The sequence below is a fragment of the Arenimonas metalli CF5-1 genome (assembly GCF_000747155.1).
Taxonomy (GTDB): Bacteria; Pseudomonadota; Gammaproteobacteria; order Xanthomonadales; family Xanthomonadaceae; genus Arenimonas; species Arenimonas metalli.
Genome location: NZ_AVCK01000014.1, coordinates 23,453 through 46,352, shown reverse-complemented (window position 1 = coordinate 46,352; position 22,900 = coordinate 23,453). Strand labels below are relative to the sequence as shown.

The window sequence follows — 22,900 nt, the reverse complement described above, 5'->3', positions numbered from 1 at the left end:
TGCCGGTTTGACGATCGTCAGGACGCACGGCCGGGCCGCCTGCTAACTTTTTCACCATGACCGCTTCCGCCACGAATCGTCGCGACGCCTGGTTGTTCTTCCTGCTGGCCTTCTGGGTGCTGGCGGTCGGCTTCGGCCTGCGCGATCCCTGGCCTGCCGACGAGCCCCGCTTCGTGCTGGTGGCCAAGCAAATGGTGGAGAGCGGCGACTTCCTGTTCCCGCATCGCGGCGCCGAGCTGTATCCGGACAAGCCGCCGCTTTATTTCTGGCTGCTGTCGCTGGCCTACGGCCTGGTCGGCAGCTGGCGCTGGAGTTTCCTGCTGCCCTCGCTGCTGGCCGGCCTGGGCACGCTGGCGCTGGTGCGCGACCTGGGCGCGCGCCTGTGGTCGCCCCGCGCCGGGCTGTGGGCGGCGACGGCGGTGCTGGTGTGCTTCCAGTTCCTCTACCAGGCCAAGCGCGCGCAGATCGATCCGACCCTGGTGTTCTTCACCACGCTGTCGCTGTACGGGATCCTGCGGCACCTGCTGCTGGGGCCGGCCTGGCGCTGGCTGTGGCTGGGTGGGTTCGCGGCGGGGCTGGGCGTGATCAGCAAGGGCGTGGGCTTCCTGCCGCTGCTGGTGCTGCTGCCGTATGCGCTGATGGCGCGGTCCGGCTGGCAGGGGCTGGCGCCGCGCGGCGCGAACAACGCCGCTCGCTGGGCGGGCCTGGCGCTCGCGTTCTTCCTGCCGGTCCTGCTGTGGCTGGGCCCGGTGCTGGCGGTGGCCTTCGCCAGCGGCAACCCGGAGCACGAAGCCTACCTGCGCAACATCCTGCTCAAGCAGACCGCCGAGCGGTACGTCGATCCCTGGCACCACAACGAGCCGTTCTGGTATTTCGGCCAGGTGGTGCTGCTGTTCTGGCTGCCGTTCTCGCTGGCGTATCCATGGCTCGTGTCGCCGTGGCGTGCGGCCTGGCGGGCGCGCGATGCGCGCGTGTGGCTGCCCTTGGCCTGGGTGGGGCTGGTGCTGCTGTTCTTCAGCGCCAGCGGCGGCAAGCGCGACATGTACATCCTGCCGGGGCTGCCCGCGCTGGCGTTGGCGGCGGCGCCCTTCCTCGAAGCGATCTCGGTTCGCGCGGGCTTCCGGCGCGCCGTGCTCGCCTTCGTGCTGCTGTTCTCCGCGTTGCTGCTGGTGGCCGGCGCGATGGCGCTGTCGGGCGAGCCCGGCTTCGAGCGCAAGCTGGTGCAGGAGCGCGGGCTGGGCGACGAGGCGCGCTGGCTGTGGTGGATGCTGGCGGGCGTGGGTGGCGTGGGCCTGCTGGCCGCCGCGCTGGGGCGTGTGCGCCACGCGCTGGCGGCCTGCGCGCTGCTGCTGGGCCTGCTGTGGAGCGGCTACGGCCTCGTCGTGCATCCGGTGCTCGACGACGAGAACTCCGCGCGGCGCCTGATGGCGCTGGCGCGTGAACGCGCCGGCGACGGCGTCGCCATCGGCCTGGTGGACTGGAAGGAACAGCAGCTGCTGCAGGCGGTGGGCCCGGTGGCGGAGTTCGGCTTCCGGCAGCCGGTGCCGGTGCAGCTGGGGCGCGCCGCCGCCTGGGTGCGCGAGGCGCCGGGCGAGCGCCGGCTGCTGGTCCAGCGCAGCGACGCACTCGCCTGCGTCGCGTTCGACGACGCGGCCCAGGCCGAACCGCTGGGCACCGCCAACCGCCGCGACTGGTGGCTGCTGCGCGCCAGGGCCCTGGCCGGCTGCCCCTGACGCTGGCCGCGCGTACACTATGCGCGCCGGGGTCGCCCCGGGCGCGACCGCGGCACCCCTCGACGACAAGGCCAAGGCTTCAATGAAGATCCTCATCCTCGGTGCCGGGCAGGTCGGCAGTTCGGTCGCCTCGGCGCTGGCCTCCGAGAACAACGACATCACCGTCGTCGACACCGACCACGCCCGCCTGCGCGAACTGGCCGAGAAGCTCGACATCCGCACCGTCGTCGGCCACGCCTCGCTGCCCAACGTGCTGGCCCAGGCCGGCGCCGACGAGGCCGAGCTGCTGGTCGCGGTGACCTCCAGCGACGAAGTGAACCTGATCGCCTGCCAGGTGGCCCAGCACCAGTTCCGCACGCCGACCCGCGTGGCCCGCCTGCGCGAGGCGCAGTACCTGGAAGTCGCGGCGCTGGCCGACCCCGAGCATTCGGCGGTGAGCGCCGCGATCAGCCCCGAGCAGCTGGTCTGCCGCCATGTCGAGCGCCTGATCGAATTCCCGGGCGCGCTCCAGGTACTCGATTTCGCCGACGGCCGCGCCCAGCTGGTGGCGGTGCGCGCCGTGCCGGGCGGTGCCCTGGTCGGCCACGAGATCCGCGAGCTGCGCGAGCACCTGCCCACCGGCGTGGATGCGCGCGTGGCGGCGATCTTCCGCAAGGGCAAGCCGGTCAAGCCCGAGGGCAACACCGTGATCGAGGTGGACGACGAGGTGTTCTTCCTCGCCGACCGCAAGAACATCCTCACCGTGATGAGCGAGCTGCGGAAGGTCGACCCGCGCCCGGCCCGGCGCCTGCTGATCGCCGGCGGCGGCAACATCGGCCGCAACCTGGCCCGCAGCCTGGAATCGCGCTATTCGGTGAAGGTGCTCGAGCGCTCGAAGGAGCGCGCCCGCGGCATCGCCGAGGACCTGCTGAACTCGATCGTGCTGGTCGGCGACTGCGCCGACGAGGACCTGCTGCGCGAAGAGAACATCGACCAGACCGACGTCTACTGCGCGATGACCAACGACGACGAGGCCAACATCCTCTCGGCGATGCTGGCCAAGCGCATGGGCTGTCCGCGCGTGATCTCTCTGATCAACCGGCCCTCGTACGCCGAGCTGGTGGAAGGCGGCAGCATCGACATCGCGGTCAGCCCGCAGCTGGTGACGCTGGGCGCGCTGCTGGCGCACATCCGTGAAGGCGCGCCGGCCCGTGTGTACTCGCTGCGCCGCGGCGCCGCCGAGGCGATCGAAGCCGTGGTGCGCGGCGACCGCCGCACTTCGCAGGTGATCGGCCGCGGCCTGGACGAACTCGAGCTGCCGCCGGCCACCACCATCGGCGGCCTGGTGCGCGGCGACAAGCTGCTGATCGCCCACCACGACGTGGTGATCGAGCCCGGCGACCACGTGATCCTGTTCGTGATGGACAAGCGCGAGATCGCCCAGGTCAGTGCCCTGTTCCAGACCGGGGCGACCTGGCTGTGATGAGCCAGCGCTTCCGCGCGATCCAGCGCATCCTGGGCGTCATCATCGTGCTGTCCTCGATGACCAAGCTGCCGCCGGCGCTGCTGGCGCTGGCCTGGGGCGAACAAGGCACGCCGCAGGTGTTCTTCGGCAGCTTCCTGGTCAGCCTGCTGATCGGCATCGGCCTGTGGCTGCCGGTGCGCAACGTCAACTACGACATGCGCCTGCGCGACGGCTTCCTGATCGTCACCATGACCTGGGTGTTCGCCAGCCTGGTGTCGGCGCTGCCCTTCGTGCACGGGCCGCCGAACCTGAGCTACACCGATGCGATCTTCGAGGCCACCTCGGGCCTGACCACCACCGGCGCCACGGTGATCAACGGGCTCGACGACCTGCCGCGCAGCGTCCTGTTCTACCGGCAGCTGCTGCAGTTCCTGGGCGGCATGGGCATCGTGATCCTCGCCGTGGCGATCCTTCCGATGCTCAAGATCGGCGGTACGCAGCTGTTCCGCGCCGAGAGCACTGGCCCGACCAAGGACACCAAGCTCACCCCGCGCATCGCCGAGACGGCCAAGGCCCTGTGGGCGGTCTATTTCGGCCTGACGGTGATGTGCGCCGCGTCTTTCTGGGTCGGCGGCATGAGCCTGTTCGACGCCATCGGCCACGCCATGTCCACCGTCTCCACCGGCGGTTTCTCGACCTATGACGCCGGCTTCGGCACCTGGAACAGCCCAGTGCTCGAGTGGATCGCGATCCTCTTCATGATGCTGGGCGGCATCAATTTCGGCCTGCATTACATCGCCTGGCGGCGGGCGTCGATGGGCGTGTATGGCACCGATTCGGAGCTGCGTTCCTTCCTGCGCATCGTGCTCGGTGCCAGCCTGATCGTCGCGGCCACGCTGTGGTTCGGCGGGGATTACGCGGGCATGACCGACGCGGTCCGCAACGCGACCTTCCAGGTGGTGTCCAACATCACCACCACCGGCTTCGTGGTCACCGGCTTCGACCAGTGGACGGGGCCCGCGCCCTTCCTGGTCGTGACCATCGGCGTCATCGGCGGCTGCGCCGGCTCCACCGTCGGCGGCCTGAAGGTCGCGCGCGTGGTGATGGTAGTGCGCCAGGGCTATCGCGAGATCAAGCAGCTGGTTCACCCGAAGGCGCAGTTCCTGGTGAAGATGGGCGGCCGGCGCGTGTCCGAAAGCGTGGTGCTGTCGGTGAGCGGCTTCATCGCGATCTGGATGCTGTGCTTCATCATGCTCGTGGTCGGCATGAGCGCCACCGGCCTCGACCTCGAGACCTCGTACGGTGCGGTGGTGGCCACGCTGGCGAACTCCGGTCCCGGGCTGGGCGAGGTGGCCTACAGCTTCGCCTCCGTCAACGACGCCGCGATCTGGCTCGGCACCCTCGGCATGATCCTCGGGCGCCTCGAGGTCTTCTCGCTGCTCGTGCTGCTTACTCCGGCGTTCTGGCGGGAGTAGCCGCGGCCTCCATCGCCGCGGCCAATTGGTCGCGCAGCGCGCGCGCCTCGGCCTCGGGCAGGTAGCGCACCCGCAGCGGGGGTTCGAAGGGGCTGGCACCCACGGTGTCCATCAGCAGGCTGGCCATGCCGTGCCGGCGGTCGAAGGGCGACTGCGCCAGCCGTAGCGACTGCAGCTTGCGCACCTGGGCGAAGCGCCAGGATTTGTCCAGCCAGCCCTCGCGTACCGCCACCAGGCCGCCTTCGAGGCTGTAGCCGGCGTAGCGTGCCCATACCACCGCGCGCAGCGCGAACACCGGCAGCAGCGCCAGCGCAGCCAGGCCCCACAAGCCATTGAGGAAAGTCAGTACGCCTGTCAGCGCGAGCGCGAACAATGCCGGGATGGCGAACTGACGGCGCCAGGCCTTGGGATGCAGCGGCCGCCACTGCGACATCGGCCAGGCGTGGCCGGGCAGCAGGTGGCGGATCAGCGCCTGCATCGCTTCCGGCGTCGCCACCGGCGCGAGGTCGCGCAGCGAACGGTTGTCGTTGGCGGTCTCCATGGAGGCGCTGTCCACCCGCAGGCCCTGCCGGCCCAGCCAGCGGTGGGTGAGGCTTTCGCGCAGGCTCCAGGCCTGGATGCGCGAGCGCGGCATGCTGGCGCGCACGCGCGTGAACAGGCCGCGCTGCGCACTGAGCCGGCGACCGTTCTCGGTGAGGACGAAGCCGTGGTATTGCAGCAGCGCCAGCAGCACCGACAGCAGCCGCAGCGCCACCAGCGCGAACACCAGCATCGCCACCGCCGCGAGCACGCTGCCCGCCACGCCGAGTTCATAGGCCCTGGACCAGTCGGTGGCGTGGTCGGCGACGTACTCGATGGCGTCGCCCACCTGCTCGCCCGCGGTCTGCGCCGCGATGCCGAAGGCCGCGGCGACCAGCAGCATGCCGCGGTTGGAGATCAGGCCGAGGCGCACGACTTCGCTGGTGGGCAGCGCGAGCAGGGCTTGAGCCTCCCGCGGCGAAGTCGTTTCGCCGGGCGCCGCCTCTCGCCGCGCCTCGCGGCCGTGGCTGCGCACCAGCAGCTCCAGCGCATGGGCATCGGCCAGCGACAGCACGCGCATCTCGCCTTCGGCCTGCATGCCGCCGGCCGATTCGAGCCGCACTTCGGCGACCTTGAACACGCGGTGCAGCAGCGTCTGGTGCAGCGCCACGTTGTGGATGCGCTGGAACGGGATGTGGCGCAGGCTCTTCTGCAGCAGGCCCTTGCGGATGACGATGCCTTCGTCGTCGACCCGGAACCGGAAGGTGAAGTATTGGCCCAGCGACACCAGCACCAGCACGCCGGCGCCGACCAGGCCCCAGAGCTCCCAGCTGTTCCCGCGCCCGGTGAACAGCAGCACCAGCAGCGGCAGCGCGAAGCTCTTGAGCTGCTGGATCAGGACGAACAGCCAGGACCAGGGATGCAGCCGGCGCTCGTCGCCGCCCGCGACCACGCCCTCAGAGGGAGTCGTCATCGCGCTCCGCCTCCGGCAGCAGGGCGTCGCGCAGGGCCAGGGCATCGGCGTCGAGCAGGCCGTGCTGGCGCAGCGCGTGCAGGCGCGTGCCGGCGGTATGCACCACCAGGGTGGCCAGGCCGAAGCGGCGCTCGATCGGGCCGCGCTCGATGTCCAGGTGCTGCACGCGCGAACGCGGCACCAGCAGCTCGTGCTTCCAGACCAGGCCGCGCCGGACCTGCAGGCCGCGGGCGTCGAGCTTCCAGTGCGTGCGGCGCGTGCGGGCGCGGCCGAGCAGGGCGCCGATGCCGGCCGCCGCCACGAACAGCGCGATGCCCAGCGCGAGCCGCGCCGGCAGCCCGTCGAAGGCCGTGCCCAGGATGCCCGCGCCGACCAGGAACGGAAGCCCGACCAGTGCGCCGACGATGGCCGAGACCTTGGCGGCCGCGGGCGGCAGCGCCTGCCAGTCGTCGGGCGTGGTCCAGGCGGAGGGAAGGGGCGTGTCGTTCAAGGCGTCACCTGCATTCTGGGCCGTAAGGGTCGATTTCGCCGGAGCCGGGTGGCCGCAGCGTGAAGCGTTTGTAGGTCCACTGGTATTGCCTGAAGTCACGCCGGGCAATCGCCTCCACGCCGGCATTCATCGCGGCGGTGGCGGCGGCGATGTCGGCGCCGCCGATCGCGGGATCGGCCGGCTCGAAGCGCAGCTCGAAGCGGCCGTCCCCGCGCCGCTCGGCATAGGCGAACAGCACGGCGGCGCCGCTGCGTTCGGCCAGCCGCGGCACCAGGCTCAGCGTCAGCGCCGGCTTGCCGAAGAAAGGCGCGAACTCGCCCGCGCCCAGCTTGGGCTGCTGGTCGGGCGTGATGCCGGCCACGCCGCCGGCCTTGAGCGCCTTCCACAGCGGGCGCATCGCGTTGCCTTCGGCCGGCACCAGGGTGATGTTCTCGCCGCCGCGGGCCAGGCGCAGGAAGCCATCGCCGATGCGGCTTTCGGGCACGCGGTAAACCAGCGTGAACGGGCCGCGCGCCGCCATCGCTTCGATCACCAGTTCGAGGTTGCCGTAGTGCGGCGCGGCCAGGATGACGCCGCGGCCGGCCGCCAGCGCGGCGGCCAGGTGCGTTTCGCCGGAGACCGCCGCCACCAGCGCGAGGTTGTCCGCGCGCGGCCGGGTCCAGATGCGCAGCGTTTCGAAGGCGTTGCGGCCGGTGGCGCGCAGGATGCCGGCGATCGCCTCGTCGCGCGCGACGTCGTGCGGCGCGGCGGCGACCAGTTCGAGGTTGCGCCGCGCGACGCGGGCCTCGCGGGTGCCGCGGCGGTGCGCGAACCGGCCCAGCGCATCGCCCAGCCGCTGCTGCAGCGCCAGCGGCAGCCGCCCCACGCACCACGCGGCGGCGAACAGCAGGCGGCTGGCGAACGGGATCGGGGGCATGCGCCGAGTGTAAGGGATGCCCGCCGGCGCCCGCGCCCTTACACTCGCGCCATGATCGCCCTCATCCAGCGCGTCACCGAAGCCAGCGTCCGCGTCGAAGGCGAGCTCGTGGGCGCGATCGGCCCCGGCCTGCTCGCGCTGGTCGCCGTCGAGCCGGGCGACGACGAGGCCCGCATCGGGCGCATGGTCGACCGCCTGCTGGGCTACCGCGTGTTCGCCGACGCCGCCGGGCGCATGAACCGCTCGCTGGCCGACACCGGCGGCGGGCTGCTGCTGGTCAGCCAGTTCACCCTGGCCGCCGACACCTCGAGCGGCATGCGCCCCGGCTTCAGCACGGCCGCCACGCCCGAGGCCGCGCGGGCCGGCTTCGAACGCCTGGTCGCCGCCTGCCGGGCCCGGCATCCGCGGGTTGAAACCGGCCGCTTCGGCGCCCACATGATGGTCAGCCTGGTCAACGACGGCCCGGTGACCTTCCGACTGCAGTCCTGAGCCCCTCCGGGGCCTCCCGTTTTCCCCAGGTTAATCAAAAGGTTATCCACGGGGCGGCGGCACCTGTATACTGCGCGGTTCCATTTTCCCAGTCTCGGGACAGTTTTCATGGCCAACGATCGTCCGGCTCAGCAGTCCGAAATCAAGCAGCTGATCAGCAAGGGCCTCGAGCAGGGTTATCTGACCTATGCCGAGGTCAACGACCACCTGCCCGACGACATCGTCGATGCCGAGCAGCTCGAAGACATCATCGGCATGATCAACGGCATGGGCATCGAGGTGCACGAGGTCGCGCCCGATGCCGAGACGCTGCTGCTGTCCGATTCGTCCTCGCAGCGCGATTCCGACGACACCGCCGCCGAAGAAGCCGCTGCCGCGCTCACCGCGCTCGACAGCGAGGGTGGCCGCACCACCGACCCGGTGCGCATGTACATGCGCGAGATGGGCTCGGTCGAGCTGCTGACCCGCGAGGGCGAGATCGCCATCGCCAAGCGCATCGAGGAAGGCCTGAACCAGGTCCATGCCTCGCTGGCCAGCTTCCCGTGGTCGATCCAGCTGCTGCTCGAGGACTACGACCAGCACCTCGAGGGCAAGAAGCGCCTGAACGAAGTCGTGGTCGGCTTCCTCGACATCGAGGAGCCGGAGGAAGTGATCCCGGTCGCCGCGGTCGAGGAGATCTCCGAGGACGACGACGACGCCGAGGTCGAGGCCGCCGACGAGGAAGAGACCGCCGTCGACACCGGCCCGGATCCGGCCGAGGTCGGTCGCCGGATGGACACGCTCAAGGGCCTGTACACCAAGTTCCAGAAGACGCACGCCAAGTACGGCGCCGCCGACAAGAAGACCATCAAGGTCCGCGAGGAGATGGCCGCCGAGTTCCTGCGCCTGAAGCTGCCGCTGGCGCTGATGGACGCCTTCGTGCGCAAGCTGCGCGAGGTGGTGAACTCGATCAAGGAGCACGAGCGCCGCATCCTCGACGTCTGCACCCGCAACGCCAAGATGCCGCGCAAGGACTTCCTGCGCGCCTGGCCGGGCAACGAGGTCAACCTCGACTGGGCCGACGACGTCATCCGCCGCAAGCAGAAGTGGTCGTCGGGCATGCGTGAGTTCAAGGACCTGATCGTGGCCGAGCAGCAGAAGCTGGTCGGCATCGAGCAGTCGCTGTGGCTCACCCTGCCAGACATCAAGGAAATCAATCGCGCGATGGCCTACGGCGAGGCCAAGGCCCGCAAGGCCAAGAAGGAAATGGTCGAGGCCAACCTGCGCCTGGTGATCTCCATCGCCAAGAAGTACACCAACCGCGGCCTGCAGTTCCTCGACCTGATCCAGGAAGGCAACATCGGCCTGATGAAGGCCGTGGACAAGTTCGAGTACCGCCGCGGCTACAAGTTCTCCACGTACGCCACCTGGTGGATCCGCCAGGCCATCACCCGCTCGATCGCCGACCAGGCGCGCACCATCCGCATCCCGGTGCACATGATCGAGACGATCAACAAGCTCAACCGCATTTCCCGCCAGATGCTGCAGGAAATGGGCCGCGAACCGACCCCGGAAGAGCTGGCGAAGAAGATGGAGATGCCGGAGGACAAGATCCGCAAGGTGCTCAAGATCGCCAAGGAGCCCATCTCGATGGAGACCCCGATCGGCGACGACGAGGACAGCCATCTCGGCGACTTCATCGAGGACACCAGCATCGAGTCCCCGATCGAGGCCACCACCAACCTCGGCCTGATGGAGACCGTGCGCGACGTGCTCGCCGGCCTGACCCCGCGCGAGGCCAAGGTGCTGCGCATGCGCTTCGGCATCGACATGAACACCGACCACACCCTCGAGGAAGTCGGCAAGCAGTTCGACGTCACCCGCGAGCGCATCCGCCAGATCGAGGCCAAGGCCCTGCGCAAGCTGCGCCACCCGACCCGGTCGGAGCAGCTGCGGTCGTTCCTCGACCTCGAATAACCTTCGGCAAGTGCTAGCATTCAGGGGCCCCGCATCCGCGGGGCCCTTTCGTTTTGGGGACCGGGATGGCAAGCAACAGCAAGCTCACGTGGTGGATCCTGGCCGGCCTCGTGCTCGGCGTGGTCGTCGGCACCACCCTCAACTACACCGTGCCGGACACGGCGCCCTGGGTCTCGGGCTTCGGCGTGGTCACCACCACCTTCCTGCGCCTGATCAAGATGATCATCGGCCCGCTGGTGTTCGCCACCCTGGCGGTGGGCATCGCCAAGATGGGCGACCTGGGAACCGTGGGGCGCGTCGGCATCAAGTCGCTGGCCTGGTTCATGGGTGCGTCGCTGGTGTCGCTGGGCCTGGGCCTGGTGCTGGTGAACCTGCTGCAGCCGGGCGTGGACCTGGGCATCGAGCTGCCGGACCTGGCCGCGCGCAGCGACATCGCCGTCACCGGCCTGAGCTTCGCCGAGTTCGTCACGCGCCTGGTGCCGACCAGCATCGCCGATGCGATGGCGCGCAACGAGATACTGCAGATCGTGGTGTTCTCGGTCTTCTTCGGCGTGGCCGCCTCGGCCGTGGGCGAGAAGGGCAAGGTGCTGGTGGATGCGCTCGAGGGCCTGTCCTACGTGATGCTCAAGGTCACGATGATCGTGATGTGGGCGGCGCCGTTCGCGGTGTTCGCCGCGGTGGCCGCCGCCATCGCCAAGAGCGGGCTGGGCGTGCTGGCGGTGTACGGCAAGTTCATGGGGCAGTTCTACCTCGGCATCCTGATCCTCTGGGGCCTGCTGTTCCTGGCCGCCGTGGCGGTGCTGGGCAAGCGGGCGCCGAAGCTTTTCCGCGCCGTGCGGGAGCCCACGCTGCTCGCCTTCGCCACCGCCTCGTCCGAGGCCGCCTATCCGAAGACGCTGGCGCAGCTGGAGAAGTTCGGCTGCAGCAACCGCGTGGCCTCGTTCGTGCTGCCGCTGGGTTACTCGTTCAACCTCGATGGTTCGATGATGTACTGCACCTTCGCGGTGATGTTCATCGCCCAGGCCTACGGCATCGACCTGACGCTGGGCCAGCAGCTGGCCATGTTGCTGGTGCTGATGGTCACGTCCAAGGGCATCGCCGGCGTGCCGCGCGCTTCGCTGGTGGTGATCGCGGCCACGCTGGCGCAGTTCAACCTGCCCGAGGCGGGCCTGCTCCTGCTGCTGGGCATCGACCACTTCCTCGACATGGCCCGCTCGGCCACCAACGTGATCGGTAACAGCGTCGCCACGGCCGCGGTTTCCCGCTGGGAGGGGCAGCTGCGTGCGGAAGGCGAGATCCCCGAAGACCTTGCCGAGGCCATCAAGCCCGTCACGCCCAGGGATCTGCACGGCTAGCGCGACCGGTGCGGGTGGCTGGCACAGGACAACGCCGCGGCTCTATCATGGCGTCGTCTTAACGGGCCTATAGCTCAATGGTTAGAGCAGGGGACTCATCGAATGGTGTCGCCGCCCGGTAACGGGCGGACGAGAACGGGATGAACTCAGGGAAGCCTCAGCGGTTCGGCCGGTGGTAACCCTGAGCCAAGCCGGCGGTACACCGCCGGAAGGTGCAGAGACTACCTGAGGGCTACAGCGCCCTTGATGACAGGCTCGAGCGTCCCGCACCCCACCCGCGACAGCGGAGGGTGAAGAGATAGTCCGCGCCGGAGGGAAATCTCCGGGCTACGCGAATCCCTTGGTTCCAGGTTCGAGTCCTGGTGGGCCCACCACGCTGCCGCATTCCGGTCATGCACGTCTGCGCGATCCACCGAAGTCTGGCCAAAACGGCCAAACCTCGATGGACGTCCGGCAAGTTTGGCCGCGGATGTGACCGGTCATGTTCCGGCTGACTTGATCTTCGTTGTCGGTCGAGGCTGACCAAGCCGCTGTTGCTGACTGCGGCGAGGCCCGGGTAGCTGGCCACCGCCGGTTCCGACCCCGAGCGGACATCGGATCTGACCGCACCTGCCAAAGCCACAGCCGCCCGCTTGAGGTCCGAACGCGGGACGGCGAGAACGGTAATAGAGTGTCGGAAGATGAATGGCCAAGCGAGGACATAGCGTGCGCACATCCCATCCCCCTTATGACGAGTACGAGGAGGAACGCCGAAAGGCTTCGGCTGACTGGCTCGATGCCGCGTCGGTTGCGGCGCGGCTGGGCAAGGTCCCAGGTGAGATAACGGCGCTTCGCAAGGCAGGCGAACTCCTAGCGGTATGGCTGCCCAGCGACCAGCGATTTCTGTACCCCACATGGCAGTTCGACGAGCGAGGCAACCCCATTCCTGAGGTTGTGGCGCTGCTGGCACTGCTGAGGTCTCCCAACGGGATGGGTATTGGCGTCCCATCTACTGGCTGGGGTGAGGTGGAGTGGTTCATCTCATATCATGTCTTGCTCGACGGGCTGAGCCCTTCCCAGGTGCTTGCCTCCGATCCCGAGCGTGTGCTCGCGATAGCTCAGGAGGAGTTCTCAGGATAGATGTTAGGCAACCATGAGCCCGGCGGGCACCCAAGCGCCTTCGTTTAAGGAATCTCGCCTTCATCCAATTCAAACCAGTCTTGGCCGACCGGACGCCTTCCTGCTTCCGGTTCCGACCCATGGCGGACGTCGCGTAGTTACGGCCCACCACCGCCGTCGATCCGAGTCGAAGTTTCAGGGATGCGGCGCGGAGGGTTGTGGGCGGCTGCAAGCAATCGGACAATTAGGCCGTCGCGGAACTACTTCTAGGTTCGCCTCTACGGATCCCGGGCTGACCACAGGAGATGGCTATGCGCAATTCAGTCTGGGGCGCGCTTTCAGCGCTACTAATGGCGGGCTCGGCGTCAGCCGCGCAGCCGCGCACCGCGCCAATGGTTTTGACGGATCACGAACGTGGCCGTGAGATTCCCGTCCAGGTCTACTTCCCCGGCGAGCACAACGACTGTGTGGCGCGAGCAACTTGCCCGGTGGCATTCTTCAGCCCGGGCTATGGCATTCCGCACACGAGGTATTCCTTCCTCACGAACAATCTGGCGGAACAGGGCTATCTCGTCGTGGCTGTTCAACACGACCTGCCGTCAGACCCGCCGTTGGTTGGAAAGGGAGACTTGGTTGTGGTCAGGACGCCGGCCTGGAAGCGGGGCGCGGCCAATCTTCGCTTCGTAAAGACTGAGCTTACCCGGTTTCTTCCCGACTACCAGTGGTCGAATCTGACCTTGCTTGGCCACTCGAATGGCGGCGATATCTCCTCGCTACTCTTGACCACGTCGCCGGAGTTCGCTGCCAGGCTTGTCACCCTGGACCATCGCCGCGTCGCCTTGCCGCGGGATGCCTCGATATCCGTGCTTTCGATCCGTGGCAGCGACTTCGAGGCAGATGATGGCGTTCTGCCCTCTGAAACGGAAAACGCAAGCCGGCGAATCTGCGTCGTCGAAATACCGGGCTCTCGGCACAACGACATGTTCGATGGAGGGCCGTCGCAACTCAAGATTGACATCAACAGTCTGATCGACCCTTTCATGCGTCAGGGCAGCTGTGAGCGATAGTCCCCGTCTGAATCAGCGGTGCGACGTCCCGAGGAGCGGGTCCGCTCCTGGCCGGCGGAAGTCGGCCGCCCCCTCCCCGGGGTACCAGTCGTCGTCGCACCAGCGGGCTGGCTCCGTCAACACCAGCATCGCTGGTCAGCTCTTTTCGGCGCATAGGTCAAAGTCGACCAGCGCCTGCAACCGGAGCCTAACTTTTAATCTCTATCTCCCGCGAGTTCGTCGCCGATGCTGAAAGCTCCAACTCATCCCTACGAAATCCATTTCGACACTCGCGCCATGGGAACGGTCGACCAGTACGCTCTGCTGGCGCGGCAGGCGTACAACCTGGGCGACCCCGGCGCGTGGTTCGGCGCGTTTCGTGGCGGCTACCAGGGATTCAACGTGCGCCTGTACGCGGTAGAAAAGCACTACGCCGAGTTGCACGCTTGGCAGCTTCGCTGTCGCTGGCACCTCGAGCCGGAGTACCATCTCGCGACGATCTTCTTCGGCCTAGACTCCGCTCTGGAGTGTTTCGTGTTCGCGATGAATGCTTTGGGCTACGCCGCGCGCCCCGCGGAATTCGTCGATATCACCTCGGACAAGGCGCTGCGTTCGATCACGCCGCGGCTAGTGCTGGGCAGCGGCCCCCAGTCAGCGCCGCACCCTGCATTTTCCAGCCACTTCTCGCGCGTGACGGCGTTGTGGCAACAACGCCGCCACCTAGTCGACGAGGTACAGCGCCAGCACGACGTGTCCAAACATCGCTCGTCCATCTACCGCGGCGGCCAGCGGCGCATGGATCCGCCTCCCGGCTTCCATGCGCGCCTAGGACTCACCGACGATCACCCGCGCCGGTTCGACTTTGCTCCAATGGCCGCGATCATTCTCGATCCGGATCCCAAGCGTCCCGGCGCTTCGCCGCGGCCGCGCGTGAAGTACGAAGACCTGCAGACGCTCGAAGGCCTGTGCGTGGAGTTCGCTGAGCTGATCGAAGACTCCTGCCAGGCCCTGCTCGACGATGTCCGGCAATTGATGCCGCTGACTCATGCAGGCTTCCTGGAGGGTTTCGTGGTGGTCGGGCAAGCCGCCATTACGTTGTTTGCCGACGAGGATTGCCAGCAGCCGATCGAAGGCATCCAGGGCGTGCGCATCGACCACGGCCATGCCGGATATGCCGCCGAAACGGGCCGCGTGACGCCAGCCTGTGCAAGCATTGCGTACCGCGTTGGCGATCGCTTGCCCCTCGGCGGCGAGCATGACAAAACACGCAAAGTCGGCCCGGCGTGGTTTCGCGATCCCGATACCGGCGCCATCGAGCGCGCCTGGTGGTCGTCCTCGCTGGTTTACGTTTCGCCGCCGCTCGTACCCGAGGCGATCAAAGGGTAGGGCTGCCACGCTCTGCGCGCCAGGACACAATCACAAGACTCGGATCCGAGCGCTCCTGACAGTCGCCCAGAATCAAGCGGGACTTCAAGAAAGGAGATAGACGCGCTCATCGCTACTGAGGTGGACGCGTGAACGAAACAGCGAATGTGGCTCGCCCGTCGCCAGACACTCGATTGCCGGCTGCTGGCACCCTGCTGAGGCTGACATCTCGGTCGGAGTTGAATGTCATGTTTCCTTGCTTTGACCAGAATTCCTAGTCGGCGACGCGTGACCGAGGCACGTGCAGTCCATTTGCCTTCCGGTATCGGGTATACGCCTGCTGGCCAAGGTGCTTCTTCAAGGCTGCATCCGCAGCAAGCCGGCCAATCCGAACCCCGACTCCCGCATTCTTGGCGGCCGCGGCTGCCAGATGATCATGGCTTGGAAAGCGAGGGGAAGGGTAATCGGATACTGGGCCCGCAAGGAGGAATCTGGTTGCTCGGTCGATGCTTTCTTGGTACTTCAGCTTTCCGCACTCGCGCCGATGGCGCCCGTACGCGGCGCAAAGCGCAGTGAGGCGATAGTTCAAGAAGCCCTTGGAAACACCCAGATCGGTGGCGACCCTGCGCAACGAAGGAATCAAGTCGTAGTCCCTGCTCTCCATAGCTGTTGATGCGCGCCCAATATTGACCAGCCCTGCGCGTTCAAAATTGACCAGGGCATGGTCCGGGGGATTCCAGCCCCGGGGTTGATCGCAGTGTAGCTTCAGCCGCCGGTTTCGGTAGCCGGTTCGGCATCCTCCTTTGCCTGTTGCGCTCGCGCCTGCTCCCGGGCCCGGATCTTGGTCTTGGCCGTCCGGCTGCTGTGCCGGAACCGGTAGGAGTCGTTGCCGGTCTCGACGATGTGGCAGTGGTGGGTCAGCCGGTCCAGCAGCGCCGTGGTCATCTTGGCGTCGATGAAGACGTTGGCCCATTCGGCGAACAGCAGGTTGGTGGTGATGACCACGCTGGTGTGCTCGTAGAGCTTGGACAGCAGGTGGAACAGCAGCGCCCCGCCGGCCTGGCTGAAGGGCAAGTAGCCCAGCTCGTCCAGAACCACCAGGTCCAGGTTCAACAGTTGGTTCGCTAGTCGGCCGGCCTTGCCGGCCGCCTTCTCCTGTTCCAGCGCATTGACCAGCTCGATCGTGCTGAAGAACCGCACGCGCTTGCCGTGCCGGCCCACGGCCTCCACGCCCAGCGCCGTGGCCAGGTGGGTCTTGCCGGTACCGGTGCCGCCGATCAGCACGATGTTCTCGGCCCGCTCGGTGAACGCCAGGGTCGCAAACTGCTCGATCTGGCGCCGATCGACCTTGGACTGTTCAAACTCGAAGCCCGCCAGATCCCGGTGCAGCGGGAACCGCGCCGCGTGCATCTGGTAACGGACCGACCGCAAGGCGCGGTCGGTCGTCTCCGCCTCCAGCAGATGCCGCACGATCCACTCGGAGGCGGCCACCTCGGGGCCGCCGTTGCCCACCAACTCGCCATAGCCGCCGGCCATGCCGTGCAGGCGCAAGGCCTTGAATGCCGCGATTAGCTCAGTCATGGGCCACCTCCGGGCGCAGGTGGTCGTAGCGGGCCGTATCGGCCAGCGGGGCCGTGGTGACGGTCAACGCCGTTTCCACCCGATCCGGCGGCGGCCCCTCGTGCAGCCGCGCCAGCAGGTTCAGGACGTGTTCGGCGCTGGGCCGACCCGATTCCAGCGCCAGTTCGACCGCCACCAGCACGGCTTCCAGCCCAAAGCGCGGCACCGCCGCCAGCACCTGGGCCATCACCCGGTCGCCGCCGGCGCGGCGCAGCAGGTGTCGGCTCAGTTGCAGCAGCGGCGCCGGCAGGTCCGCGAACGGCGCGCCGTTGCGCAGTGCGCCGGGTTTGCGCTCGATCAGCGGCACGTAGTGCCGCCAGTCGTAGACCACCCGGTCCCGATCAATGATCCGCACGTGCTCGGCCACCACGGTGCGGTTCGCCACGACGCTCACCCGCTCCGGGTACAGGTGCACCACCACCCGGTGCCCGGCCAGGGCGCATGGCACGGAATAGCGGTTGCGGGCGACGGTCACCAGGCAGGTGCTCGACACCCGGGCGTCGGCCTCGACGTAGCCGTCGAAGGCCACCGGCACCGGCATCAGCTCCGGCAGTTCCAGCGCCCGCGCCTCGGCGATGCTCATGTCCCGGCAGTCCGGATGCGGGGCCGACCAGCCCTGCGTACATTGCGTCGCCAACCAGACGTTGAGCTCGGCAAAGCTAGCCCAGCGCTTTTCCTGCGCCCGCTGCCAGATGCGCCGGCGGCCATCCAGGACCGCCTTCTCGACCCGGCCCTTTTCCCAGCCCGACGCCACGTTGCAGAAGTCCGGCTCGAACAGATAGTGCGTCGCCATCGCCGCGAACCGGCTGTTCACCTTGCGCAACCGATCCGGCCGCGGGGTCTTGTCCACCGCCGTCTTCATGTTGTCGTAGATGCCCCGGCGCGGCACCCCGCCCAGCCCGGTCAGGCACCGCAGGTGCGCATCGAACAGCATCTCGTGGCCCTGGCTCGGATAGGCCACCAGCCAGAAGGCCCGGCTGGCGCACAGCTTCATGTGCGCCAGCTGCACCTTGCGCCAGATCCCGCCGATCACCAGCCCTTCCTCGCTCCAGTCGAACTGGAACGCCTCGCCCCAGCCAAACTGCAGCGGCACGTAGGCCGAGCGGGCCGTCACCGCGCCCACCGCCGCCCGTTTGGCCCGCAGGTACTCGGTCACCCGGCAGTAGTGGCCGGCAAACCCCTGTTCCTGCAGCTGCTCAAACAGCCGCCGGGCCGTCCGGCGCTCCTTGCGTGGCCGGTGCTCGTCGGTCTTGATGGCCTGGTCGAGCCAGGCCGTGAATCCGGCCAACACCTTGGGCCCGGGAGGCCGCTGGTAGGCCATCTGCGTCCGGGGCGCGGGCTCCCGGAGCCAGGTCTTGATGGTGTTGCGGGACAGGCTGGTCCGCCGGGCAATCTCGCTGATCGACAGCCCTTCGCGCAGCCTCAGCCGCCGGACCTTCGCGTACATCGACATGGTGTGCACCTCTTCTCCCCACAGGCCTGGTCGCCTGCAAGGTAAGGGGAAACACCCTGGTCAATTTTCAGCGCGCATTACCGCCGTTTGCTGGTCAATTTTCAGCGCGCCTCAACAGTAATGTCACATGTTACGACCCAGCTTCGGGTTCCGGCACCCTCTTGATGGCCTTGGCTCACGCCATCGGTGAAGCGCATTGCAGTATCTGGTCGCAAGACATCTCGCAGAAGTCCTCCAGCCTGCTGCGCCTGAATCTGGTCCTCAACAAGCTCGTGCACTCCATCCCGAACATAACCCAGGGCAACACCATCCTGCATCCGGTACATAAAGACGGGAAGGCGCTGAAGCAGTTCGATTACATCGTGTCCAATCCGCCGTTCAAAATGGATTTTTCAGATTTTCGCGACGATTTGGATAACGACGTCAACAAACGTCGCTTTTTTGCCGGCATCCCTAAAGTACCGAAGAAAAAGATGGAGGGCATGGCAATCTACTTACTTTTCATTCAGCACATCATTGCCAGCCTCAAGCCGGGTGGAAAAGCAGCCGTTGTCGTGCCCACCGGCTTTATTGCCGCGGTCAGCGGGATAGAACTGCGTATCCGCAAGAAACTGGTTGACGAAAGGATGATCGCTGGCGTGGTATCCATGCCAAGCAACATTTTCGCAACCACTGGCACTAATGTCTCCATCCTGTTCATCGATAGGACTGCGCACGATAGCGTGGTGCTCATTGATGCATCCGCGCTTGGCGAGAAAGTGAAAGATGGAAAGAACCAGAAGACACTCCTCAGCCCCACTGAAGAGCGTCGAATCGTGGATACCTTCAACGCGCGCAAGCAGGTGGAGGACTTCTCGGCGGTGGTGGATTGCGAGACGATTGTCGCAAAGAACTACTCGCTGAGTGCAGGACAGTACTTCGGAGTAAAGGTCGCATACGAGGACATTTCGACGAAAGAGTATGCGGCACGGATGGAAGCGTACCAATCGAATATTGCGGGGATGTTCGAAAACTCGCGGGCGCTCGAGGCCGAAATCCTCAAGTCGATTAGAGGACTCAGGTATGCCGACTGAATTGCAAACTACGCCTCTCAGGCGTTGCCTCGAGAAAATCATTGACTATCGAGGCAAGACTCCAAAGAAGCTTGGTTCGGATTGGAAGAATGATGGCTATCGGGCGCTGTCGGCGATCAACGTCAAGGACTCCGGCCTGACCAGCACGGAAACGATCCGTTGCGTGGATTCTGAGACGTACAAAAAGTGGATGAGGGAAGAGGTAAGAAGGGGTGACATTCTGTTGACCTCAGAGGCACCTGCCGGCGAAGTGATGATCTGGGAGTCCGACGAGAAGATTGTTTTGAGTCAGCGCCTGTTTTGCCTCAGGGTTAACAAGCAGTTCAATAACAGATTCATCAAGTATTACCTGCAAAGCCCGACCGGAAAGCGCGAAGTAAATAGGACGCGAAGCGGGAGCACTGTCGCTGGTATCTCTGCCGAGATGTTCGACCAGATTCAAGTCGTCCATCCGGAGAAGGGCAGACAAAAAAAGATCGCCTCCGTACTCTCTGCCATTGACGCCAAGATCGATCTCAATCAGCGTATCAACTTTGAGTTGGATGCTCTGGCGAAGACTATCTACGACTACTGGTTCGTGCAGTTCGACTTTCCGGACGAAACGGGGCGCCCCTACAAATCCAGCGGTGGCGAGATGGTATGGAACGAGGCGATGAAACGGGAGATTCCGCGGGGTTGGAAAGCCCAACCCCTTTCAGCTTGGATTGCGAAGCAAAAGGGTGGCGATTGGGGAACAGATGCCGCCAGCGGAAAGAACGACGCTCAAGTCACGTGCATTCGTGGTGCAGACATCAATGCGTTGAATGGTCGTGGCGACTTGAACGCGCCTACCCGGTACATCCCGCCATCGAAGGCGGAGAAGTATCTCGCGCCCCACGACTTAGTTATTGAGATCTCGGGCGGCAGCCCGACACAGTCTACAGGGCGTGCTGCTCTCGTCAGCCCTCATGTCATCGAGCGATTCAATGTACCGCTGGTTTGCTCAAATTTCTGCAAGGCGTTGACCTTGAAAGATGCGACGCAGGCGTTTTTATTCCTCCAGCAATGGAACGCGCTCTACACCGCGGGCGTATTTTTTGGTTGGGAGGGAAAGACAAGCGGAATCAAGAACCTACAGTTCGACTCTTTTGTAGGTGACTATCGCGTCCCTGTGCCGCCGGCAGCGCTGTCGAATTGCTTCCACGATTTGTGCAGTTCGTTGGAGCAGCGAAAGCAGCGTGGGCTTCACGAGAACCACGAACTTGTTCAACTCCGTGATTGGCTGCTGCCGCTGCTGATGAACGGCCAGGTGAGTGTGACTTGATAAGTGCCTATGGGCAAGACAAGACATCGGAAGGGTACTGTCTGTGAAGCCCGCAGCAGCCCTCGAAAGGATGAGTAGAACCAATGGCAGCCCCTAAAACCGAACGCCTGGGCGTATCTACTCTTGATCATTTTTTTTCCAGGAATGGATGGTTGTTTCGCGAGCAGACCACGCACGACTACGGCATTGACGCTCACGTCGAGATCGTCGAGAAGGATCGGCCAACTGGGAAGTTGATTGCGTTTCAGATCAAGAGTGGCGCGAGCTTCTTCGCCGAAGAAACTGACACCTCGTTTGTATTTAGAACGGACGATAAGCACGTTGCATATTGGGTAGGGCACTCGATGCCCGTCGTGTTGGCCTTGTACAACCCTGCGTCCGATACCGTTCATTGGAAGCAGGTGACAAGGGAGAGCATCCAGAGGACGAAAAGTGCCTGGAAGATCGAGGTTCCCAAAAACAACGTCCTAGCAGATGTCGTCCATGCTTTGGGTGAGCTAGCTTCAATCACACAGCCAGAACCTTACATCCGTAGGCTGAATAGGCTTCGTATCGACCGCAAATGGATGGACCTCATCCAGCAAGGCGTTGAGGTTCGAGTCACTTTCGACGACTGGATCAATAAGGGGCTTTCTCGATTCCAGGTGACGATCTACACCGAGGAAGAGAAAGAAGCTTGGCCAGTGCTCTATACGCCGGGAGTCGATGTAGGCGATATGTTGGAGCACTTTTTTCCGTGGGCCGACTTCGCAGTCGACGAGGAGGAATATCGCGAGGGCGTTTGGTCCATTTGGGAAGCAAACAGCTATCAGGGTCGCGACTCAGAGACCGGAACGATCTTTTACGGAGAGAGTTTCGAGGATTGGTACGAGCCGCCGAACGGGATCGTCCCGGTGGCCGAGAATGGTGAAACGGAAACGTATGTGCTCTTGCTGTCTTTGAACAATTTCGGGAGGAGTTTTCTCGCAGTCGATGACTATCTTTCCGATCCAAACGCGGCCGAAACTATCGGCTTCACTATGGATTGAGTTGGAGTTGCCATCGCTCGTGCACTTCACCCTAGTGCCAGACCCCACCATTTAAGGTTATGGCGGCCTGAGTCGAACAATGGTTAGGGAATGTGACGTGCGTATGCGCGAAAATCTATCGGAACCACATTTGCCATATCTTGCAATCGCGCCATCAACTCAAATAGAAATCGAGTTGCGGACGTGGGTGCGACCTCAAGCGAAGCAATTCCCGCCGTCGACCGGTGAAACCACCCGTGGCTTGCGACGCAACCAATGTCCAGGATGCCGCCATCCAAGTCAGCGTCTAGTTGGCGCTTGAACGCATCGCCGAACGGGGGATTCCACGAACTAGACAAGGCCAGTAGACCCGCAAGAATCGGCTGCGGCTCGCAGTTGGCAGGACCGTTAAGCGTTTTCACCATCGCGCTGTATCGATGCAGTCGCCGAACACTAGCCGCCTTCTTCTGCGCGCACTTAATAGTCGTGCTCGAAGCCTCCTGCTTAGCTTCGAAGACGGCATACACGCTCTCTACGGGTACGAAGAGCTTATTCTTGAAGGCAAACACCGTCGGTGAGTAATACCGATCGTGAATCACGACGTCGATCTGCTCGCTCACCTTGCCGCGACAGTCAACAACGTGCGCCTTGCTTGCTACATATCGACGAGGAAGATACTCGCTCAGGAGCTCGATCCACGTCGACTCGCTCGCATCGCCCTTGTCCGTCGGGTGTGCCAACGCCTGGCGTGCCGTCGCCAGGTCGCGCTCCACCTGCTCGTGGAGGTGCTCAAAGACGGTGCCAATCTTGAAGTGCTTCATCGCACAAGGTCTCCCCATGGGGTCTGCAGGGCGCGGGACGCGGCAAACCTGATCGCGTTCTTTTCGACCACAGTGAGGTCGTTCGAGATCACGTTGTTGGTGTTGGCGGGATCGACAAACCGCGCGCTCGCGAATGGCCCGGCGAGATATCGGTAAACCTCGCCGACGCGGAAGGATAAACTCATGGCCGAGCTTCCACGAAGCGCCTCGATCACCGCAAGTTCCAGATAGAATGACGGGAATTGCAGTCGGGCTTGATTGCGCCAGAGCTTCATGACGCGAGTTTCCGCCTGGCGGCCGCCATTCCTAATATGTGAAATGTGCGAAAGGACATTCGTCTTGGTCCACGTGTCGGCCTTGCGACGGTACAGACTGTGATCGGTGGTCAGGACCGTCTGCTGTTTCCCGGGGACAAGGTCGATATCGGTTCCGTCAACACGCAACCCGATGGAGACATCCTGCCTGCGCGCCTCGTATCCTGCCCACGAAAGTGCGCCGTAGAGGGACTCGTAGAGCACCTTGAGCGGTGCAGGATGTTCGGGAGACACCGAAAGGAACAAGTCAATGTCCGTACCGCTGCGATTCGCCGTCCCTTTGGCGAACGATCCGCTCGGTTCGACACTACGCAAGTAGCGACCGCCCCATGGCACCAGTACTGGCATCAGCGCCTTTTTTGCTGCTGCCAGTATTGGAGAAGTGGGTGACGCGTCGACGCGCTCGCGAGCAAGGATGGCAAACAGGTATTCGTCTGGCGTCATCAATTC

General features: G+C 65.0%; 19 protein-coding genes. 12 read left to right on the top strand and 7 right to left on the bottom strand.

Annotated elements, in window-relative coordinates; all coding sequences use genetic code 11:
- Nucleotides 1-56: 56 nt before the first annotated feature.
- The 3 genes from N787_RS06095 (at nt 57) to N787_RS06085 (ending at nt 4,652) form a co-directional block, all read left to right on the top strand.
- Entirely contained in the window at nt 57-1,733 is a 1,677-nt protein-coding gene (locus tag N787_RS06095) for an ArnT family glycosyltransferase (RefSeq protein ID WP_034211695.1), read from the top strand.
- A gap of 82 nt (nt 1,734-1,815) precedes the next feature.
- Nucleotides 1,816-3,195: a Trk system potassium transporter TrkA gene (trkA, locus tag N787_RS06090; protein ID WP_034211752.1), complete on the top strand. Its 1,380-nt coding sequence runs from the start codon at nt 1,816-1,818 to the stop codon at nt 3,193-3,195.
- Complete coding sequence (locus N787_RS06085) at nt 3,195-4,652, top strand: potassium transporter TrkG (RefSeq protein WP_034211693.1); 1,458 nt, start codon at nt 3,195-3,197, stop codon at nt 4,650-4,652. The genes trkA and N787_RS06085 overlap by 1 nt, the downstream gene beginning before the upstream one ends.
- On the opposite strand, the gene N787_RS06080 is transcribed toward N787_RS06085, so the two are convergent.
- The 3 genes from N787_RS06080 to N787_RS06070 are packed head-to-tail and all read right to left on the bottom strand — an operon-like array spanning nt 4,627 to nt 7,550.
- On the bottom strand, nt 4,627-6,144 hold the full coding sequence (locus N787_RS06080; protein ID WP_052575197.1) for a PH domain-containing protein: 1,518 nt from the start codon (nt 6,142-6,144) through the stop codon (nt 4,627-4,629). The two genes, N787_RS06085 and N787_RS06080, sit on opposite strands and share 26 nt — an antisense overlap.
- Nucleotides 6,128-6,634, bottom strand: coding sequence for a PH domain-containing protein (locus N787_RS06075; RefSeq protein WP_034211691.1), 507 nt, complete (start codon nt 6,632-6,634; stop codon nt 6,128-6,130). Before N787_RS06075 ends, N787_RS06080 begins: the two co-directional genes overlap by 17 nt.
- A gap of 4 nt (nt 6,635-6,638) precedes the next feature.
- Nucleotides 6,639-7,550: an LpxL/LpxP family acyltransferase gene (locus N787_RS06070; protein ID WP_034211689.1), complete on the bottom strand. Its 912-nt coding sequence runs from the start codon at nt 7,548-7,550 to the stop codon at nt 6,639-6,641.
- Between the two features lie 51 nt (nt 7,551-7,601).
- Here N787_RS06070 and dtd point away from each other — a divergent pair, with 51 nt between their 5' ends.
- The 6 genes from dtd (at nt 7,602) to N787_RS06045 (ending at nt 14,880) form a co-directional block, all read left to right on the top strand.
- A complete protein-coding gene (dtd, locus tag N787_RS06065; protein ID WP_034211687.1) occupies nt 7,602-8,039 on the top strand; it encodes a D-aminoacyl-tRNA deacylase in 438 nt (145 codons plus the stop codon).
- A gap of 108 nt (nt 8,040-8,147) precedes the next feature.
- Entirely contained in the window at nt 8,148-9,995 is a 1,848-nt protein-coding gene (rpoD, locus tag N787_RS06060) for an RNA polymerase sigma factor RpoD (RefSeq protein ID WP_034211685.1), read from the top strand.
- A gap of 65 nt (nt 9,996-10,060) precedes the next feature.
- Nucleotides 10,061-11,350: a dicarboxylate/amino acid:cation symporter gene (locus tag N787_RS06055; protein WP_034211683.1), complete on the top strand. Its 1,290-nt coding sequence runs from the start codon at nt 10,061-10,063 to the stop codon at nt 11,348-11,350.
- Nucleotides 11,351-12,055: 705 nt separating this feature from the next.
- A complete protein-coding gene (locus N787_RS14925) occupies nt 12,056-12,469 on the top strand; it encodes a hypothetical protein (RefSeq protein ID WP_156968927.1) in 414 nt (137 codons plus the stop codon).
- Between the two features lie 290 nt (nt 12,470-12,759).
- Nucleotides 12,760-13,515 (top strand): alpha/beta hydrolase, encoded by a 756-nt coding sequence (locus N787_RS14665; RefSeq protein ID WP_034211750.1) that lies wholly within the window; start codon nt 12,760-12,762, stop codon nt 13,513-13,515.
- 276 nt (nt 13,516-13,791) lie between these two features.
- On the top strand, nt 13,792-14,880 hold the full coding sequence (locus N787_RS06045; protein WP_156968926.1) for a hypothetical protein: 1,089 nt from the start codon (nt 13,792-13,794) through the stop codon (nt 14,878-14,880).
- A gap of 744 nt (nt 14,881-15,624) precedes the next feature.
- Here N787_RS06045 and istB read toward each other — a convergent pair.
- On the bottom strand, nt 15,625-16,440 hold the full coding sequence (gene istB, locus N787_RS06040; protein WP_034211680.1) for an IS21-like element helper ATPase IstB: 816 nt from the start codon (nt 16,438-16,440) through the stop codon (nt 15,625-15,627).
- Nucleotides 16,433-17,932, bottom strand: a complete 1,500-nt coding sequence (istA, locus tag N787_RS06035) for an IS21 family transposase (protein ID WP_156968925.1) — start codon at nt 17,930-17,932, stop codon at nt 16,433-16,435. Before istA ends, istB begins: the two co-directional genes overlap by 8 nt.
- A 26-nt stretch (nt 17,933-17,958) precedes the next feature.
- Here istA and N787_RS06030 point away from each other — a divergent pair, with 26 nt between their 5' ends.
- The 3 genes from N787_RS06030 to N787_RS06025 all read left to right on the top strand — a co-directional run bounded on the left by N787_RS06030 (nt 17,959) and on the right by N787_RS06025 (nt 21,336).
- Entirely contained in the window at nt 17,959-19,005 is a 1,047-nt protein-coding gene (locus N787_RS06030; RefSeq protein ID WP_342668011.1) for an HsdM family class I SAM-dependent methyltransferase, read from the top strand.
- Entirely contained in the window at nt 18,995-20,308 is a 1,314-nt protein-coding gene (locus N787_RS14660) for a restriction endonuclease subunit S (protein ID WP_169742288.1), read from the top strand. Before N787_RS06030 ends, N787_RS14660 begins: the two co-directional genes overlap by 11 nt.
- Before the next feature lie 83 nt (nt 20,309-20,391).
- A complete protein-coding gene (locus N787_RS06025) occupies nt 20,392-21,336 on the top strand; it encodes a DUF4365 domain-containing protein (protein WP_034211678.1) in 945 nt (314 codons plus the stop codon).
- 83 nt (nt 21,337-21,419) lie between these two features.
- On the opposite strand, the gene N787_RS06020 is transcribed toward N787_RS06025, so the two are convergent.
- Both N787_RS06020 and N787_RS06015 read right to left on the bottom strand, forming a co-directional pair.
- Nucleotides 21,420-22,136 carry a DUF6602 domain-containing protein gene (locus tag N787_RS06020; RefSeq protein WP_034211676.1) on the bottom strand — a complete coding sequence of 239 codons (717 nt, stop codon included), beginning with the start codon at nt 22,134-22,136 and terminating at the stop codon, nt 21,420-21,422.
- A complete protein-coding gene (locus N787_RS06015; RefSeq protein ID WP_034211748.1) occupies nt 22,133-22,894 on the bottom strand; it encodes a nucleotidyltransferase family protein in 762 nt (253 codons plus the stop codon). The genes N787_RS06020 and N787_RS06015 overlap by 4 nt, the downstream gene beginning before the upstream one ends.
- Nucleotides 22,895-22,900 lie beyond the last annotated feature (6 nt).

Coding starts and splice junctions, on each gene's coding strand:
- N787_RS06095 (WP_034211695.1), top strand. CDS start 57: ATGACCGCTTCCGCCACGAATCGTCGCGACGCCTGGTTGTTCTTCCTG.
- trkA (WP_034211752.1), top strand. CDS start 1,816: ATGAAGATCCTCATCCTCGGTGCCGGGCAGGTCGGCAGTTCGGTCGCC.
- N787_RS06085 (WP_034211693.1), top strand. CDS start 3,195: ATGAGCCAGCGCTTCCGCGCGATCCAGCGCATCCTGGGCGTCATCATC.
- N787_RS06080 (WP_052575197.1), bottom strand. CDS start 6,144: ATGACGACTCCCTCTGAGGGCGTGGTCGCGGGCGGCGACGAGCGCCGG.
- N787_RS06070 (WP_034211689.1), bottom strand. CDS start 7,550: ATGCCCCCGATCCCGTTCGCCAGCCGCCTGCTGTTCGCCGCCGCGTGG.
- dtd (WP_034211687.1), top strand. CDS start 7,602: ATGATCGCCCTCATCCAGCGCGTCACCGAAGCCAGCGTCCGCGTCGAA.
- rpoD (WP_034211685.1), top strand. CDS start 8,148: ATGGCCAACGATCGTCCGGCTCAGCAGTCCGAAATCAAGCAGCTGATC.
- N787_RS06055 (WP_034211683.1), top strand. CDS start 10,061: ATGGCAAGCAACAGCAAGCTCACGTGGTGGATCCTGGCCGGCCTCGTG.
- N787_RS14665 (WP_034211750.1), top strand. CDS start 12,760: ATGCGCAATTCAGTCTGGGGCGCGCTTTCAGCGCTACTAATGGCGGGC.
- N787_RS06045 (WP_156968926.1), top strand. CDS start 13,792: ATGGGAACGGTCGACCAGTACGCTCTGCTGGCGCGGCAGGCGTACAAC.
- istB (WP_034211680.1), bottom strand. CDS start 16,440: ATGACTGAGCTAATCGCGGCATTCAAGGCCTTGCGCCTGCACGGCATG.
- istA (WP_156968925.1), bottom strand. CDS start 17,932: ATGTCGATGTACGCGAAGGTCCGGCGGCTGAGGCTGCGCGAAGGGCTG.
- N787_RS14660 (WP_169742288.1), top strand. CDS start 18,995: ATGCCGACTGAATTGCAAACTACGCCTCTCAGGCGTTGCCTCGAGAAA.
- N787_RS06025 (WP_034211678.1), top strand. CDS start 20,392: ATGGCAGCCCCTAAAACCGAACGCCTGGGCGTATCTACTCTTGATCAT.
- N787_RS06020 (WP_034211676.1), bottom strand. CDS start 22,136: ATGAAGCACTTCAAGATTGGCACCGTCTTTGAGCACCTCCACGAGCAG.
- N787_RS06015 (WP_034211748.1), bottom strand. CDS start 22,894: ATGACGCCAGACGAATACCTGTTTGCCATCCTTGCTCGCGAGCGCGTC.